Source organism: Streptomyces sp. CB03238, from assembly GCF_002099185.1.
Lineage (GTDB): Bacteria > Actinomycetota > Actinomycetes > Streptomycetales > Streptomycetaceae > Streptomyces.
The window spans coordinates 135033-149978 of the sequence record NZ_NBCN01000018.1; the positions used below are offsets into that span (position 1 = coordinate 135033).

At 73.5% G+C, this 14946-nt stretch carries 16 protein-coding genes; 11 read left to right on the forward strand and 5 right to left on the reverse strand.

Annotated features, from left to right (window positions below; genetic code table 11):
* Positions 1-66: 66 nt before the first annotated feature.
* Positions 67-831, reverse strand: coding sequence for a LysR family substrate-binding domain-containing protein (locus BKD26_RS28665; RefSeq protein ID WP_084904006.1), 765 nt, complete (start codon positions 829-831; stop codon positions 67-69).
* A gap of 70 nt (positions 832-901) precedes the next feature.
* Here BKD26_RS28665 and BKD26_RS28670 point away from each other — a divergent pair, with 70 nt between their 5' ends.
* Positions 902-1297 carry a DUF5997 family protein gene (locus BKD26_RS28670; RefSeq protein WP_084904009.1) on the forward strand — a complete coding sequence of 132 codons (396 nt, stop codon included), beginning with the start codon at positions 902-904 and terminating at the stop codon, positions 1295-1297.
* Positions 1298-1363: 66 nt separating this feature from the next.
* Complete coding sequence (locus BKD26_RS28675; protein ID WP_084904013.1) at positions 1364-1843, forward strand: CBS domain-containing protein; 480 nt, start codon at positions 1364-1366, stop codon at positions 1841-1843.
* Positions 1844-1869: 26 nt separating this feature from the next.
* On the opposite strand, the gene BKD26_RS28680 is transcribed toward BKD26_RS28675, so the two are convergent.
* A complete protein-coding gene (locus BKD26_RS28680; RefSeq protein WP_084904016.1) occupies positions 1870-2685 on the reverse strand; it encodes a protein phosphatase 2C domain-containing protein in 816 nt (271 codons plus the stop codon).
* Between the two features lie 48 nt (positions 2686-2733).
* Entirely contained in the window at positions 2734-3615 is an 882-nt protein-coding gene (locus BKD26_RS28685) for a UbiA family prenyltransferase (protein WP_241518892.1), read from the reverse strand.
* 104 nt (positions 3616-3719) lie between these two features.
* Here BKD26_RS28685 and BKD26_RS28690 point away from each other — a divergent pair, with 104 nt between their 5' ends.
* The 9 genes from BKD26_RS28690 (at position 3720) to BKD26_RS28730 (ending at position 13289) form a co-directional block, all read left to right on the forward strand.
* A complete protein-coding gene (locus BKD26_RS28690; RefSeq protein WP_084904019.1) occupies positions 3720-4796 on the forward strand; it encodes a 3-oxoacyl-[acyl-carrier-protein] synthase III C-terminal domain-containing protein in 1077 nt (358 codons plus the stop codon).
* Positions 4797-4811: 15 nt separating this feature from the next.
* Entirely contained in the window at positions 4812-5357 is a 546-nt protein-coding gene (locus BKD26_RS28695) for an isoprenylcysteine carboxyl methyltransferase family protein (protein ID WP_084904021.1), read from the forward strand.
* Positions 5354-6370 carry an NAD(P)/FAD-dependent oxidoreductase gene (locus BKD26_RS28700; protein WP_084904024.1) on the forward strand — a complete coding sequence of 339 codons (1017 nt, stop codon included), beginning with the start codon at positions 5354-5356 and terminating at the stop codon, positions 6368-6370. Before BKD26_RS28695 ends, BKD26_RS28700 begins: the two co-directional genes overlap by 4 nt.
* 74 nt (positions 6371-6444) lie before the next feature.
* Positions 6445-7305: an oxygenase MpaB family protein gene (locus BKD26_RS28705; RefSeq protein WP_084904028.1), complete on the forward strand. Its 861-nt coding sequence runs from the start codon at positions 6445-6447 to the stop codon at positions 7303-7305.
* Positions 7306-7527: 222 nt separating this feature from the next.
* Positions 7528-9168, forward strand: a complete 1641-nt coding sequence (gene pgm / locus BKD26_RS28710) for a phosphoglucomutase (alpha-D-glucose-1,6-bisphosphate-dependent) (RefSeq protein ID WP_084904031.1) — start codon at positions 7528-7530, stop codon at positions 9166-9168.
* Between the two features lie 420 nt (positions 9169-9588).
* A complete protein-coding gene (locus BKD26_RS28715) occupies positions 9589-11946 on the forward strand; it encodes a sensor histidine kinase (protein WP_241518893.1) in 2358 nt (785 codons plus the stop codon).
* Complete coding sequence (locus tag BKD26_RS28720; RefSeq protein WP_073759038.1) at positions 11943-12347, forward strand: roadblock/LC7 domain-containing protein; 405 nt, start codon at positions 11943-11945, stop codon at positions 12345-12347. The genes BKD26_RS28715 and BKD26_RS28720 overlap by 4 nt, the downstream gene beginning before the upstream one ends.
* The gene (locus BKD26_RS28725; protein ID WP_084904036.1) at positions 12347-12712 is read left to right on the forward strand and encodes a DUF742 domain-containing protein; all 366 of its coding nucleotides are present in this window, start codon (positions 12347-12349) and stop codon (positions 12710-12712) included. Before BKD26_RS28720 ends, BKD26_RS28725 begins: the two co-directional genes overlap by 1 nt.
* The gene (locus BKD26_RS28730) at positions 12699-13289 is read left to right on the forward strand and encodes an ATP/GTP-binding protein (protein ID WP_073759042.1); all 591 of its coding nucleotides are present in this window, start codon (positions 12699-12701) and stop codon (positions 13287-13289) included. The genes BKD26_RS28725 and BKD26_RS28730 overlap by 14 nt, the downstream gene beginning before the upstream one ends.
* A 4-nt stretch (positions 13290-13293) precedes the next feature.
* Here BKD26_RS28730 and BKD26_RS28735 read toward each other — a convergent pair whose 3' ends face one another.
* The gene (locus BKD26_RS28735) at positions 13294-14070 is read right to left on the reverse strand and encodes a hypothetical protein (protein WP_084904098.1); all 777 of its coding nucleotides are present in this window, start codon (positions 14068-14070) and stop codon (positions 13294-13296) included.
* 99 nt (positions 14071-14169) lie between these two features.
* A complete protein-coding gene (locus BKD26_RS28740; protein ID WP_084904039.1) occupies positions 14170-14871 on the reverse strand; it encodes an alpha/beta fold hydrolase in 702 nt (233 codons plus the stop codon).
* Positions 14872-14946 lie beyond the last annotated feature (75 nt).

Below are 14946 nucleotides of genomic sequence, written 5' to 3' on the forward strand. Positions count from 1 at the left end.
CGTGGTCGGCGGGCCACAGTCCACTTCTGGTGGGCGGCTGCGGTGCGGGACCGGATCGGCGGTGGACTACGACCGGCGGCGGGGCTTGCCGCGCTTGGCGCCCTTGGCGGTGCCGGAGCCGCTGCGGGGGCCGCCCCTGCCGGTCGGCTTGCCGGCCACGGGCTTGCGCCGGTCGGCGCCGCTCTTGTCGGGGCGCTTGCCCTTCGGCTGGGCGGGGGTCTGCGGGCCCCGGGTGCTGTTGACGGTCCGCCCGCGGACGATCCCGATGAAGTGCTCCACCAGGTCGGTGGTCTCGTCCTCCGGCCAGGACAGCGCGACGCGCGACTGGGGGGCGTCCGCCACCGGCCGGTAGGTGAGGTCCTTGCGGTGGTGCAGGCGGGCGAGGGACTGCGGGACGACAAGGAGACCGATCCCCGCCGCCACCAGTTCGATGGCGTCCGCGGTCGTGGCGGGGCGCTCGATCGCGGGCAGGCCGGGCGGACGCTCCCAGCCGAGGGTGTCGTCGAGGGGGTGCAGCACGATGTCGTCGGCGAGGTCCTCGGCGGTCACCTCCTCGACCGCCGCCACGGCATGGTCCTTGGGGATCACGACCACGGTCGTCTCGGCGTAGAGCGGGATCGCGCTGAGGTCCGTCCGGTCGATCGGCAACCGCACGAGGCCCGCGTCCGCGCCGCCGTTCCGCAGCACCTCGGGTGCTTCGGCGGCGGACACCTGGACGAGGGTCAGCGGGACGTCGGGCAGCCGCTCGTTCCAGATCCGCACCCACTTGGCCGGCGTCACACCCGGGACGTAGGCGAGCCGGAAGGAAGGGGATGCATCGGAGCCTGTCACCCCGACAGATTACCCGCCGTGGTCGGCGGTCGTGGTCATCGGTCGCTCGCATGCTCGATACCCTTGACGCATGACGTCGCACCAGAGCACCCAGACGATGAAGCCCGCGACCGCGGCGAAGAAGCTGGGTGTGTACCTCGAGGCCACCCCCGCCGAGTTCCAGGAGGGTGTCGTCTCGCGCGCCGAGCTGGCCGCGCTGCAGACCGATCCGCCCGAGTGGCTGCGTGAGCTGCGTCGCAACGGCCCGCACCCCCGGCCCGTGGTCGCGGCGAAGCTCGGCATCTCCATCTCCGGTCTCGCACGGGGCGGCATCACGGACCCCCTGACCACGGAGCAGATCGACGCGCTCAAGGCGGAGGGCCCCGAGTGGCTGGTGCGGGAACGCGCGGTCCAGGCCGAGGTCCGCAAGGAAGCGGTACGGATCAAGGAGAAGAAGGCCGAGCGGGTCGACCAGCCGCGCGCCTGACGCTCCTCCTGGGGGACCGGCCCGGCCCGAGAGGCGGCGCGCGGGGAGCGGGCCTACGTTGGACTTGTGCGTGCCCATGATCTGGCCGAGCCCTATCCGTACGTCACGACGGACGACGACGCCATCGACGCCGCCCGGCTGCTGGCCGAGAACTCGCTGCCGGCCCTGCTCGTCCTGGACGCGGACGGGCTGCCGCACGCCATCGTGCCCGGGTCCCAGCTGCTGCGGCGGCTGGTCCCTGCGTACGCGCTCGACGACCCGCTGCTGGCGTCCACCGTCGACGACCGGATGGACGCGGAGATCGCCGAGGGGCTGCAAGGGCTCACGGTCGCCGAGTGGGTGCCGCGGCGGCTCTTCCCGCCTCCGTACGTGGGACCGGACGCCACACCGATGGAGGTCGCGGCGCTCATGGCCCGTACCCACAGCCCGCTGGTCGCGGTGGTCGAGCGCGAGGGTGACGGCCGGGTGCGCCTCCTGGGCACCGTGACCGCCGCCCGCCTCGTCAGGTACGTCCTCGTCCGGCTCGGCCAGAGCGGGAATCCCTGAAGTCGGCTCGGACCAGTGGGCCGCCCTCACGGCCCGACGGGGATGAGGAGCGCGGTGACGTTGTCGTGTCCGCCGGCGTCGAGGGCGTACGTGACCAGTGACCGCGCCTGTGCCGGCAGCCCGCCGGGGCCGGGCGGCCGGTGGCGGGCGAGTGCGTCCCGCAGGGCGCCGGCGTCCGGCAGGTAGCGCCACAGCCCGTCGGTGCACAGCAGCAGACGGCCCGGTACGGAGGGCCTCAGGCTCCGGATACGGGGGGTCGGTTCGCCGGCGTCAGCGCCCAGCCACGCGGTCAGGGCCTCGTGCTCGCCGGTATCGTCCTCGGTCAGCACCGTTCCGGGGCCCTGGTCGGGCAGCCAGTAGGCGCGGCTGTCCCCGACCCAGGCGCACCAGAAGCCCCCGGGGCCGACGACGCCCGCGACGTACGTACAGGCGGGTGCGGCAGCCGGGGACGCGGCCAGGGCGCTGACCGCGCGCCCCGCGGCGAGGGTGGCGTGGTCGAGCGCGGTCTCCGGCAGCGCGCCCGCCTCCAGCCGTTCCCGCAGGGCGCGGGCGCCGACCTCGGCGGCGACCTGCGCCGCCCGGTCCGCCCGGGGCGACATCGACACCCCGTCGCACACGACACCGATCGTCCACGCACCGGTCGCGGTGAGCGCCGTGGTGAGCGCCATGGCGTCGGCGTTGACGCCCCGCCGCCTGCCTCGGTCGCTGACTCCCGCGGCACCACCGTCGGTCGTGAGCTCCAGGTGGGAACGGAACGCCGGCTGGGCCTCGCCGCAGTCCCAGCAGTAGCCGTCGGGGGCCACGGTTCCGCCACACACCGCACAGCCTGGGATCTCCGTCATCGGGCGTTGATCCTGCCAGGTCGGCCGCCGGCCCGCCCCTCCGTTCCGTCAGGTGATCGCGGCGCCCCGCCACACCAGCATCGCCACATCGATGCCCGCCACGGCGATCGCGGCGATGAACGGCACCTCGGGCCGGCGGCGCCCGAGGAGGGCCCCGCTCACGGCCGTCAGCACGGCCACCGCCACCGCGACCGGGCCGACGACGCCGGAGCCGACGCCCCCCGAGCCGCCCGTGCCCGGCGGCGGCCCGGCGAGGGCCAGGACCGCGGAGGCGACCACCAGCGGAACCGGCAGCAGCAGCCGTACCCGTGCCGGGCCCAGGCGCTGCGGCCAGCCGCGTACCCCGACGGCCAGGTCGGAACCGATGTCCGGAAGGACATTGCCCAGGTGCGCGCCCACGCCCACCAGCGCCCCGCAGACGACGACCCACCAGGCCGGCCAGGGGCTCCCCGGCAGGCTCAGCGTGACGAAGGCGGGCAGCGCGGCGAAGCCGGTCGCGTACGGCAGCCAGGACAGCACCGTCGCCTTCACGCCCAGGTCGTACGCCCACGCCGCACCCACCCCCACCAGGTGGACGCTTCCGGCGAGCGGACCGCACGCGAGGGAGAGCGGCACGGCGAGGCCCAGCGCCACGGTGGCCGCGCCCCACACGGCCGGCGCGCCGACGGACCCGGACACCACCGGTTTGGCGGACCGTCCGGCGGCCCGGTCACGGGCGGCGTCGACGGCGTCGTTGCACCAGCCCACCGACAGCTGGCCCGCCAGCACCGCGGCGGCGATCAGCAGGCAGCCGAGCCCGTCGTGCCCGGCCGCCGCCGCCAGTACCGTCACCAGGACGGTGACGGCCGCCGCCGGGCCGGGGTGACAGGCCATCAGCAGGCCGCCGACGACACCACTGTGTCCGTACGCGGGCCGGTCGGTGGCGTTCACGGGCCGAGCGTAGGCGCTCATCGGGCGAACGGCCGGTACGAGCGGTACGGCGACACGGGACGAGGGCACACATGGGGGACCGATGTCGCCGACCTGGAGCTCTGATGACCCGGATCGCAGCCGTTCACGGAGTCCTGCCGCCGCACCGGCACGCCCAGCGCGAGATCACCGACATGGTGGCCCGTCACTGCCTGCCCGCCGGCGCCGACCGGCGCGTACTCGACCGGCTGCACGACGGCGCGCGGGTGCGCTCCCGCCACATGGCACTCCCGCTGGACCGGTACGGCGGGCTGGACGGCTTCGGCGCGGCCAACGACGCGTTCATCGACGGCGCCGTGGAGCTGGGGGCCGAGGCGGTCACCGGGGCGCTGAGCGCGGCGGGCCTGTCGGCGCGGGACGTGGACCTGCTGATCTTCACCTCGGTGACCGGCATCGCCGCGCCGTCCGTGGACGCCCTGCTCGTCGGGCGGCTCGGGCTGCGGCCGGACGTCAAGCGGCTGCCGGTCTTCGGCCTGGGGTGTGTCGCCGGGGCCGCCGGGATCGCCCGCCTGCACGACTATCTGCTGGGCCGGCCGGACGACGTCGCCGTGCTGCTCTCCGTCGAGCTGTGCTCGCTGACCTTCCAGCGGGCCGACGCCTCACTCGCCCAGTTGATCGCGACCGCGCTGTTCGGCGACGGCGCCGCGGCCGTCGTCGCCTGCGGTGCCCGGCGGCACACGGCGGGCGGCGGGGGCGGCGGGGGCGGCGGCCCGACCGTGGTGGCCAGCCGCAGCCATCTGTACCCGGACACCGAGCGGCTGCTGGGCTGGGACATCTCCGGTTCGGGCTTCCGCGTCGTCCTCGACCCCGCCGTGCCCGACGTGGTGCGCAAGAACCTCGCCGACGACGTCGACGGCTTCCTGACCGACCACGGCCTGAGCCGCGACGAGGTGTCGGCCTGGGTCAGCCACGCGGGCGGCCCGAAGGTCCTCGACGCGGTCGCGGAGGCGCTCGACCTGCCGGACGGCGCCCTCGACGTCAGCCGGCGCTCGCTCGCCGAGGTCGGCAACCTCTCGTCGGCCTCCGTGCTGCACGTCCTCCGCGACACCCTGACGGCGGCGGCCCCGCCCCCGGGAACGCCGGGGGTGCTGCTCGCCATGGGCCCGGGGTTCTGCACCGAACTGGTCCTGCTGCGCTGGTAGAAACGGGAGAGACGCATGGTCTGGTACGCCCTGCTGGTGCTGGCCGTCGGCGTGGAGCGGCTCGCCGAACTGGTCGTCGCCCGCCGCAACGCGCGCTGGAGTCTGGCCCGGGGCGCGGTGGAGTCGGGGCGGGGCCACTACCCGGTGATGGTGGTGCTCCACACGGGGCTTCTCGTCGGCTGCCTGGCCGAAGTGTGGGCGATGGGGCGGCCGTTCCGCCCAGGGCTGGGCTGGACCATGCTGGCCGTGGTGGTCGCGTCCCAGTGCCTGCGCTGGTGGTGCGTACGGACGCTGGGGCCGCGCTGGAACACCCGCGTACTGGTGGTGCCCGGTCTGCCCCTGGTGTCCGGCGGGCCGTACCGGTGGCTGCGTCACCCGAACTACGTGGCGGTGGTGGCCGAGGGCGTCGCGCTGCCGCTGGTCCACTCCGCCTGGCTGACCGCCGCGCTCTTCGCGGCGTGCAACGCGGCACTGCTCACCGTACGGATCCGCTGCGAGGAGGCGGCGCTCGGCGCTGCTCCGGCCCCCGGTGGCACGGCCGTGCCGGGCGGGGCCCGGTGATCGATCTGCTGGTGGCGGGCGGTGGGCCCGCCGGACTCGCCACGGCGATCCACGCGGCGCTGCGCGGAATGGAGGCCGTGGTGATCGAGCCGCGTCCGGGGCCGGTGGACAAGGCGTGCGGCGAGGGGGTCATGCCGGGCGGTGTGCGGTCCCTGGCCGCTCTCGGCGTCCGCCCGGCCGGCCATGAGCTGCGCGGCATCCGGTACGTGGACGGTCCGCACCGCGCCGAGGCGGGGTTCCGTGACGGCACCGGCCTGGGCGTGCGCCGGACGGTGCTGAGCGCCGCGCTGGCCCGGCGGGCCGCCGAGCTGGGCGTGCGGGTGGTGCCCGGGAAGGTCGGCGACGTACGGCAGGGCGCGGACGCGGTGAGCGCCGCGGGGCTGCGGGCCCGGTGGCTCGTCGCGGCGGACGGCCTGCGCTCCCCCGTACGGCGGGCCCTGGGTCTGGAGCTGCCGGACCGCCGGCCCCGGCGGTTCGGCCAGCGGCGGCACTACCGGCTGCCGCCGTGGTCGGACTTCGTCGAGGTGCACTGGTCGGGCGGCGGGGAGGCGTACGTGACGCCGGTCGCCGAGGACCTCGTCGGGGTGGCGGTCCTGAGCACGGCGAGACGCCCGTACGACACGCACCTGGGCCACTTCCCCGAGCTGGCGGCCCGCCTGGGCGACGGGACGGCCGTGAGCGCCGTACGCGGTGCCGGGCCGCTGCGGCAGCGGGTGCGCGGCCGGGTGGCCGGGCGGGTGCTGCTCGTCGGCGACGCGGCGGGGTACGTGGACGCGCTCACCGGCGAGGGCGTCTCCCTGGCGCTGGCGTCGGCCGAGGCGGCGGTGCGGTGTCTGCGGGCGGGCCGGCCGGCGGCGTACGAGAGGGCGTGGCGGCGGCTGTCCCGGCGGCACCGGATGATGACCGAGGCCCTGGTCCGGGTCGGCTGCCGGCCGGACACGGCCCGGCTGGTCGTGCCGGCGGCCGCCCGGATGCCGCCGGTGTTCGCCGCGGCGGTGCACGCCCTGCAGTGACGGCACCGTGCACGGCCATCCCGTATCGTGCACGGCCATTCCGGCGAGACGCGTGCCGGGCGGATACTTGCGGCATGAACCATCTGCGGGAGCAGCTCGGCCGCAGCCTGTTCACCCGCGTGGCGGGTCCCGCCGGCCCGGCCAACCGTGCCCGGATCCACGGCACGCCGGGGCCCCGCTGGTTCGGTCCCGACCGGCCGATCCGTACCGTCCACGGCGACGCGTCGATGTTCATCGGCGGACTGCGGGCACTGCTGCTGCAGTCCCTGCACCCGCTGGCCATGGCGGCGGTGGAGGCCCATTCCGGTTACCGGGGCGATCCGTGGGGGCGGCTCCAGCGCACCAGCACGTTCCTCGCCGTGACCACGTACGGCACCGCGGACGACGCGCAGCGCGCGGTCGACCACGTGCGGGCCGTGCACGACCGGGTACGGGGCACCACCGCCGCCGGGCAGGCGTACCACGCGGCCGATCCGCACCTGCTGGGCTGGGTGCACGTCGCCGAGGTGGACAGTTTCCTCACCGCCCACCAGCGCTACGGCGCGCGTCCGCTGGACGCGGCCGGCTGCGACGCGTACATCGCCGACGCCGCGCGCGTCGCGGCCGCGCTCGGGGTCGTCGACCCGCCGCGCGACCGGGCCGGGCTGGCCGACCGGCTGGCCGCGTACCGGCCGGAGCTGTACGCCACCCAAGAGGCGCGTGAGGCGGCCCGGTTCATCCTGCTCCACCCGCCCTTGCCCTGGATCGCCCGGGGTCCGTACGCCGTCCTCGCCGCGAACGCGGTGTCCACCCTCCCCCTGTGGGCGCGCGGGGAACTCGGCCTGCCCCGTCTGCCGGGTGTCGAGGGAACCTTCGTCCGGGCCTCCGGCCACGCGCTGACCAGGACGATCCGCTGGGCCATGACGCCTCCTCCGCCGACCGCGAACTCGGTCTGATCGGGCCACTGTTTTCGAGCGGACGGGCGGACTCGCGGAAAATCGCCGGGTGATGAGGGTGCCCGGTGCCCCACTGGGCATGCCCGACGGGAACGCCCTTACGGCCCTTCCGGAGGGGCAGTCGTACGAAACACGGTCGATCGGGCGATCATCGCTCTCGTACTGATCGCACTGATCGGATCGCACTGATCGATTGATCGACGGACATGGAGGAGTGGACGGATGCCGAACGAGCGCGCGGGGCGGCCGGCGCGGCCGGAGGACCTGATCGATGTGGCCCGGCTGGTGACCGCGTACTACGCCCTGCACCCCGACCCGGCGGAGCCGGCCCAGCGCGTGGCCTTCGGCACGTCCGGGCATCGCGGGTCCTCCCTCACCGGGGCCTTCAACGAGGACCACATCGCCGCGACGAGCCAGGCGATCTGCGAGTACCGGGCCGGACAGGGCATTGACGGGCCGCTGTTCCTGGGCGCGGACACCCACGCGCTGTCGGAGCCCGCCCGGGTCACCGCGGTCGAGGTCTTCGCGGCCAACGGCGTGACCGTCCTCATCGACGCGGCCGACGGCTACACCCCCACCCCGGCGGTGTCGCACGCCATCCTCACCCACAACCGCGGCCGCGCCTCCGGCCTCGCCGACGGCGTGGTGGTCACCCCCTCGCACAACCCGCCGGCCGACGGCGGGTTCAAGTACAACCCGCCGAACGGCGGGCCGGCCGGCTCGGAGGCGACCGGCTGGATCCAGGAGCGGGCCAACGAGATCATGACGGGCGGCCTGAAGGACGTACGGCGGCTGCCCTACGCCCGTGCGCTGGCGGCCCCCACAACCGGGCGGTACGACTTCCTCGGCTCGTACGTGCGGGACCTGCCGTCCGTGCTGGACCTGGACGCGGTGCGCGCGGCGGGGGTACGGATCGGGGCGGACCCGCTGGGCGGGGCGTCCGTGGCGTACTGGGGGCGGATCGCCGAGGAGCACCGGCTGGACCTGACCGTGGTCAACCCGGTCACCGACCCCACCTGGCGGTTCATGACGCTGGACTGGGACGGGAAGATCCGGATGGACTGCTCGTCCCCCTATGCGATGGCGTCGCTGATCGAGGGGCGGGACCGGTTCCGGATCGCCACGGGCAACGACGCGGACGCCGACCGGCACGGCATCGTCACCCCCGACGGCGGCCTGATGAATCCCAACCACTACCTGGCCACCGCGATCGCCTATCTGTACCGCCACCGTGAGCAGTGGCCGGCCGGGGCCGGGGTCGGCAAGACGCTGGTGTCGTCCGGCATGATCGACCGGGTGGCCGCCGACCTCGGCCGGCGGCTGGTCGAGGTTCCGGTCGGTTTCAAGTGGTTCGTGGACGGGCTGGCCGACGGCACGCTCGGGTTCGGCGGCGAGGAGTCCGCCGGCGCCTCCTTCCTGCGCCGGGACGGGTCGGTGTGGACCACCGACAAGGACGGCATCATCCTGGCGCTGCTGGCCTCCGAGATCCTGGCGGTGACGGGGCGGACGCCCAGCGAGCAGTACGCGTCGCTCACCGCACGGTTCGGCGAACCGGCGTACGCCCGTATCGACGCCCCCGCCACCCGGGAGGAGAAGGCCGTCCTGAGCCGCCTCTCCCCCTCCCAGGTGACGGCCGGCACCCTCGCCGGGGAGCCGATCACGTCCGTGCTCACGGAGGCGCCCGGCAACGGGGCCGCCATCGGTGGCATCAAGGTGACCACCGACAGCGCCTGGTTCGCCGCGCGCCCCTCGGGCACCGAGGACGTCTACAAGGTGTACGCCGAATCCTTCCTCGGCCCCGATCACCTGGCCCGGGTGCAGGAGGAGGCCCGGTCGGTGGTGTCGGCCGCCCTGAGCGGCTGAGGCTGTTCCTCCTCAAGGGCCCGTTTTCGGCCGGTGGTTCACCTTTGCGCCACCGGCCGAAGCGTCCTGAAGCGCCCGAAGCACCCGAGAGTGGCCTGATAGGTCGCCTCCGGCGCGCCCGCAACGCGCGTGGCGCGTCGTACCGGTTGGGCTTCGGGAAGGCATCGTGTCGGCAACGTGGCAGGCGCGATTACCACGTTGTACGAGCGGAAGCAACCTCTCCGTTACTCGACTTGGCTGGTTATGATCGGCACCCGCACGCGTCACCGACGCCGGACCGGCCGTCCCCCACGCCCTCCCCCAGGGCTGTGCCGGTCCCGGTTGCCGGCCTGTCCCCGCTCCCGCTCCCGAGGGCTGATGTCTTCCATAGAACCCGAAGGTCCACCCGTTCCGCCGACGCCCCCTCGGCGGCGGCGCACCGTGCGCCTCCGTACGCTGCTCATCCTGCTGGCGCTGGTCCCCACCGTGGCGATGGGCACGCAAGTCGCCGTGACCGCGGACCGGCTATTGGCTCAGTCCGGGCACCTGCGCTCCGATGTGGCGGCGGGTGAGCGGCTGGGCATCCCCCTTCACACGCTCATGGTCGAGTTGCAGACGGAACGGACGATGACCGCCGCGCGGTGGGCGGGCTCCGCCGTGTCCGAGGACGCCGTGCGCGCCCAGCGCGCCGCCACGGACGCGGCCGCGGAGGAGTTCCGCCGGTCCTCGGCGAGCGCCGGGGCCGGGTCGGAGGAGGCGGACCGCCGTCTCCTGGAGGTCATGAAGGGCCTCGCCGACCTGGACACCTACCGGGAGCGCGCGGACGCCCGCATCGGCAGCGCCGACAGCGTGATCGTCTTCTACAGCGACCTGATCAGCCAGACGATCCGCTACTTCCAGGACGGGTTCAGCCACACGGACGACGCCGGGCTCACTCAGGAGAGCCGCGTCGTGATCACCATGTTCTCGGCCGCGGAGATGCTGGCCCAGGAGGACACGATCCTCGCGCTGGCCGGGCCGTCCAGGGAGTTGAGCACGCGTCGGTTCGCCGACTTCGTCAACGCCGTCGGGGCTCACCGGCATCTGTACGACCGGTGGGTCGTGCCGTTCCTGCCCACCGAGGACGGCGACCGCTACTCGGGGATCGCCGGCTCGGACGCGTGGCAGACCAAGACCCGGATCGAGAACGAGATCCTGTCCGACCACAAGGACACGGACTCGAGCGTGAAGCTGCCCCGGGGCATCCGCGACTGGTCCGCCGCGCACAAGAAGTGGTCGGCCGAGGTGGACGCGCTCAACATGGACCGGACGCGGGCGCTGCTCGCGAACGGTGACGCGAGGGCGTCGGAGCTCGAGGCGGAGGTCACCTGGCTGATCGCGGGCAGCAGCGGCGCGCTGCTGATCGTCGCGGTCGCCATCGTGTTCACCACCCGCTCGGTCCTGCGCCGCCTGCGCGTGCTGCACGAGCGTACGGTGACCATCGCCGAGGAGACGCTGCCGGACGTGGTGGCCCGGCTCCAGCAGGGGCAGCCCGTCGACGCGGAGGCACTGCCGGCGGTCGGCGGCGAACAGGACGAGGTGGGGCGTGTCAGCGACGCGTTCGCCCGGGTCGTGGCCGTGTCCGTCGACGGGCACCGGCAGCTCGCGGCCGAGCGTCACGGGTTCGGCATGTTCGCGGCGGGCATCGCCTCCCGGACCGGAAACCTGGTCAGCCGCCAGCTGACCCTCACCGAGGAGCTTCAGGACACCTTCGGCGGCGACGAGGCGCTGCTGGCCCAGCTGATGCGATCCGACCAGTTGACGGTGGGTATGCGCCGACAGATCGAGAACCTGCTCATCCTCGCGGGCGGCGAGATCCCCGACCCGCACACCGAGCCCATGCGCGTCGCCGACCTGCTGCGCGAGGCGGCCGCGGAGGTCGAGGACTTCCGGCGGATCGAACGCCAGGCGCTGGACGAGATCAGCGTGGAACCACGGGTGATCAGCCAGATCAGCCACCTGCTGGCGGAGTTGCTGGACAACGCCACCCGGTTCTCCCCGCCACGGTCGAAGGTCGTGATCCGCGCCGAGCTGGTGGCCGACGGGCTGTCGGTCGAGATCGAGGACCGCGGCCCCCGGGTAACGCCCGCGACGTACGAGGAGATGAACCGGCGCCTGCACTCCGCCCCGCCGTACTCCGTCCTGGCGGAGAACGCGCACCGGCTGGGCCTGTTCGTGGTCGGCCACCTCGCGGACCAGCTGGGAGCGACCGTCACGCTGCGCCGGTCGGTGTACGGCGGCACATCGGCCGTGGTGATCGTCCCCCGGGAGCTCCTGGTCCCGACGGAGCGCGAGCGCGAGCCGGTGGGCGTGACCGCACGCCCCACCCCGGCGGTGGACCGGCCTGAGCCCGAGCCCGAGCCTGAGTCCGGGCCCGGGCGTGAGCCGCACCGCTCCGACGAGGGCAGGCCCGAGCTGGTCCTGCACGTGGCGGCGGACCCGCTGCCGCTGCGGCAGGCCACGGACCGCCAGGCCCCGGTCGAACACGCCCGGGACCCGCAGGAACCGGCCACGCCCGCCTCGGACCGCCCGGCGCCGGCCCAGCCCGGGACCCGCGACGGCGCCGCCCGCCCCACCCCTCCCGCCCTTCCCGAGCGCGTCCCGCAGTCCCACATGGCCAGACAACTGCGTGAGCCCCGCACGACGGACACAACGGTCACGCCGGACACGGCGACGCCTCAGGAGGTGGCCGACGCCTGGGACGACTACGAACAGGGCACCCGGACAGTGGAAATCGAACTCCGACAGGATCAGCCATGACGACGACAACGAACGACATGATCTACAGCGTTCTGGACAACAATCTGAGCCGGATCGCCGGAATCGAGGGAGCCGTGCTCCTGTCCAACGACGGGATCAAGCTCAGTGCCTACCTGCTGGACCGGCCGCAGGCGGAGCGCATCGCCGCCGCGTCCTCGGGCATCGCGTCGACCATGAAGGCGATTTCGCGGGAGATCGACGGCGGCCGGGTGATCCGCCAGCTGGTCGAGATGGACGACCGGTACCTGTGCATCGTCGGATGCGGCGAGGGCAGCACGCTCATCGTCGTGACGTCCCGCAAGGCCCGGCTCGGCGAGCTGGGCGGCGAGGCCGTCAGGACCGCGCAGGCGCTGGGCGAGTGGCTGAGCACACCTGAGCGCACCCAGGCTGCCACGTCGTAATGTCCGACGAGCCGCAGCGCGGAAGCCGTCGCAGGACGCGGCTGTACGCCTTGACCGATGGCCGTACAGCCGCCCCGCACACCGTCCTCACGATGGACACCACCATCACGGCGGCCGTCACCGAGGAGGACCACGACGGCCTGCCGACCGAGTGGCAGGCCGTCCTTGCCATGTGCCCGCCACCGAACGGGCGGGCGGTCGCCGAGATCGCGGCCCGGATGGGGATGCGCCTCACTCCGATGACGCTCCTCCTCGGCGAACTCGCGGACCGCGGGCTGATCCACCACCGGCCGCCCCTGGAGGGCGCCGAGACCACCAATGTCCACCTGCTCATGAGAATCAGGGACAACCTTGCCCGGATATGACACCCCTGCCCAGGAAGCGGCCCCCGTCAAGATCCTGATCGCCGGGGGATTCGGCGTCGGCAAGACGACCCTGGTGGAGACGGTCTCCGAGATCGAGCCCCTGCGTACGGAGGAGCGGCTGACGGCCGCGGGGGTCGGCGTCGACGATCTCGACGGCATCGAGTCCAAGACGGCGACCACCGTGGCGATGGACTTCGGGCGCATCACCCTCGACGACGCGGGAGTCGTCCTCTACCTGTTCGGTACGCCGGGACAGGAGCGCTTCTGGTTCATGTGGGACGAGCTGCTGAACGGGGCGCTCGGGGCGGTCGTACTGGTCGACACCCGCCGCCTGGACCGCAGTTTCCCGGCCGTCGACTTCTTCGAGAGCCGCGGACTGCCGTTCGTGGTGGGCGCGAACTGTTTTCACGGCGAACAGCCCTATACGGAAGGGGAGATCAGGGCGGCGCTGCACCTGCGCGATCCGCGGACGCCCATTCTCATGCTCGACGCGCGTGCCCGCGCCGACGTCCGCGGTGCGCTGCTCGCGCTCCTCGACACGGTCATCGCCAAGGCGCGGACGACGGCGCCCGTCTGAGGGGTCACACCGGCCGTGGGCCCCTCGCCGGCTCGATACCGGGGCCGCCCTCCCGCAGCAGGCGCAGGAAGGCCTTGACCCCCGCGATGAGTTCCTGGTTGTCGGTGAGGCGGTTCACCGTCGACTCGAACTCCCGGCCCAGCGCGGCGATCTTCCGGTCGGCCTCGTCGGCCCGCTCGTACGAGGCCATGCCCAACGCGTCCACGGTGCGCCGCAGTTCGGCGAGCGCGCGATACTGCTCCTCCGCCTTGGCCTCCAGGACCTGCACCCCGGAGTCCAGGCGGTCCACCAGCGCCCGCAGCTCCACCACGTCGTCGCGCGGATACGTCACATCCTTCAGGAGCGTGCCCAGGCGCCGCCGCAGCTGAATGAACCAGGCGCCCGCGGGCCGGAACAGAGTGCTCAGCAGGAACAGCCCGGCGAGCCAGTAGCCCACCGGCTGTCCCGTCGCCCGCGCGACCGCCACCGCGACCACCGCCGTGACGACATGTCCGGCCACGGCCGCGCGCAGCATCGTCCGTGCGATGCGCGCGGCCTCGGTGTCCCGCGCGGTCGGGACCTTCAGGCCCTTGTCCCGGCTCACGGCTATCTCACCGAGCACCGCGTGCGCCCGGAAGTACAGGTTCCACGGCACGGTCAGGAGCAGCAGCAGCCACAGCAGACCGACCACCCCGGCCGCCGCCCCGAGCACCACCGCCGGCGGCACCCCCACCGCATGGGCCAGGATCAGGGCCGCCGCGGTCACCACGACGGCCAGTACCGCCCCGAAGAACTTCCCCATGACATCCCCCATGAGCCTGTACGGCGCGCCCGCGCCACGCTTCCTGCATCGTGGCGCCGCCGACGGATCCGTACATGAGTACGGGTACTCAACGCCTACTCATCCCTTGGCCGCCGCCTCCAGGAGGACGCCGGCCAGCTCGCGCGGCCGGGAGAACATGGGCCAGTGGCCGGTGTCCATCTCGACCAGCCGCCACCGCTCGCCCGTCAGCAGCTCGACCACGTCACCGCTCGGCTGGGCCCCGTCCAGCAAGCACTTGACGTATGTGGCCGGCAGCTGACCGAGCGGGCGTGCGAGGACCGCCGGTTCGGTCAGCGTGGCGCCGGGGTGCGGCGTCGCTCCGCCCACGATCCGTGCGATCTGCTGATCGGTGAGGTCCTGGCCGGTGCAGTCGGCCTCGGTCAGCGGTGCCCAGAACCCCCCGTTCTCGGCCATGGACTTCTCCACCATCGCCCGCCCGTCCGGCCAGGCGGATACGAACGACTCACCGTCGGCGGGCACGTTGGAGTCCACGAACACCACGCGGGCGAGCCGGTCGCCGATCCGCTCGGCGGCCTGGCCGGCCGGAATGCCCGAGTAGCTGTGCCCGACCAGGACGACGTCGCGCAGATCACGGCGCTCGATCTCCCCGACGATGTCCTGGACATGGGTCTGCTGCCCGGCCGGTACACCCTGTCTGTCGGCGAGGCCGGACAGCGTCAGCGGGTGCGCGCCGTGACCGGCCCCACGAAGCGCGGGCACCACGTCGTCCCACGCCCACGATCCGAGCCACGCCCCTGCGACAAGTACGAATTCCGTCATGCCCGCAACGTAGCGGAGGGGTCTGACATTGATACTCGTAGCGGGTTCCGGTGGTCGTGGCTCAGGGTCTGACTG

Excerpts from the sequence above, each read along its gene's own strand:
- BKD26_RS28670 (WP_084904009.1), top strand. The coding sequence starts at position 902 with ATGACGTCGCACCAGAGCACCCAGACGATGAAGCCCGCGACCGCGGCG.
- BKD26_RS28680 (WP_084904016.1), bottom strand. The coding sequence starts at position 2,685 with ATGACGGAGATCCCAGGCTGTGCGGTGTGTGGCGGAACCGTGGCCCCC.
- BKD26_RS28690 (WP_084904019.1), top strand. The coding sequence starts at position 3,720 with ATGACCCGGATCGCAGCCGTTCACGGAGTCCTGCCGCCGCACCGGCAC.
- BKD26_RS28695 (WP_084904021.1), top strand. The coding sequence starts at position 4,812 with ATGGTCTGGTACGCCCTGCTGGTGCTGGCCGTCGGCGTGGAGCGGCTC.
- BKD26_RS28705 (WP_084904028.1), top strand. The coding sequence starts at position 6,445 with ATGAACCATCTGCGGGAGCAGCTCGGCCGCAGCCTGTTCACCCGCGTG.
- pgm (WP_084904031.1), top strand. The coding sequence starts at position 7,528 with ATGCCGAACGAGCGCGCGGGGCGGCCGGCGCGGCCGGAGGACCTGATC.
- BKD26_RS28720 (WP_073759038.1), top strand. The coding sequence starts at position 11,943 with ATGACGACGACAACGAACGACATGATCTACAGCGTTCTGGACAACAAT.
- BKD26_RS28725 (WP_084904036.1), top strand. The coding sequence starts at position 12,347 with ATGTCCGACGAGCCGCAGCGCGGAAGCCGTCGCAGGACGCGGCTGTAC.
- BKD26_RS28735 (WP_084904098.1), bottom strand. The coding sequence starts at position 14,070 with ATGGGGAAGTTCTTCGGGGCGGTACTGGCCGTCGTGGTGACCGCGGCG.
- BKD26_RS28740 (WP_084904039.1), bottom strand. The coding sequence starts at position 14,871 with ATGACGGAATTCGTACTTGTCGCAGGGGCGTGGCTCGGATCGTGGGCG.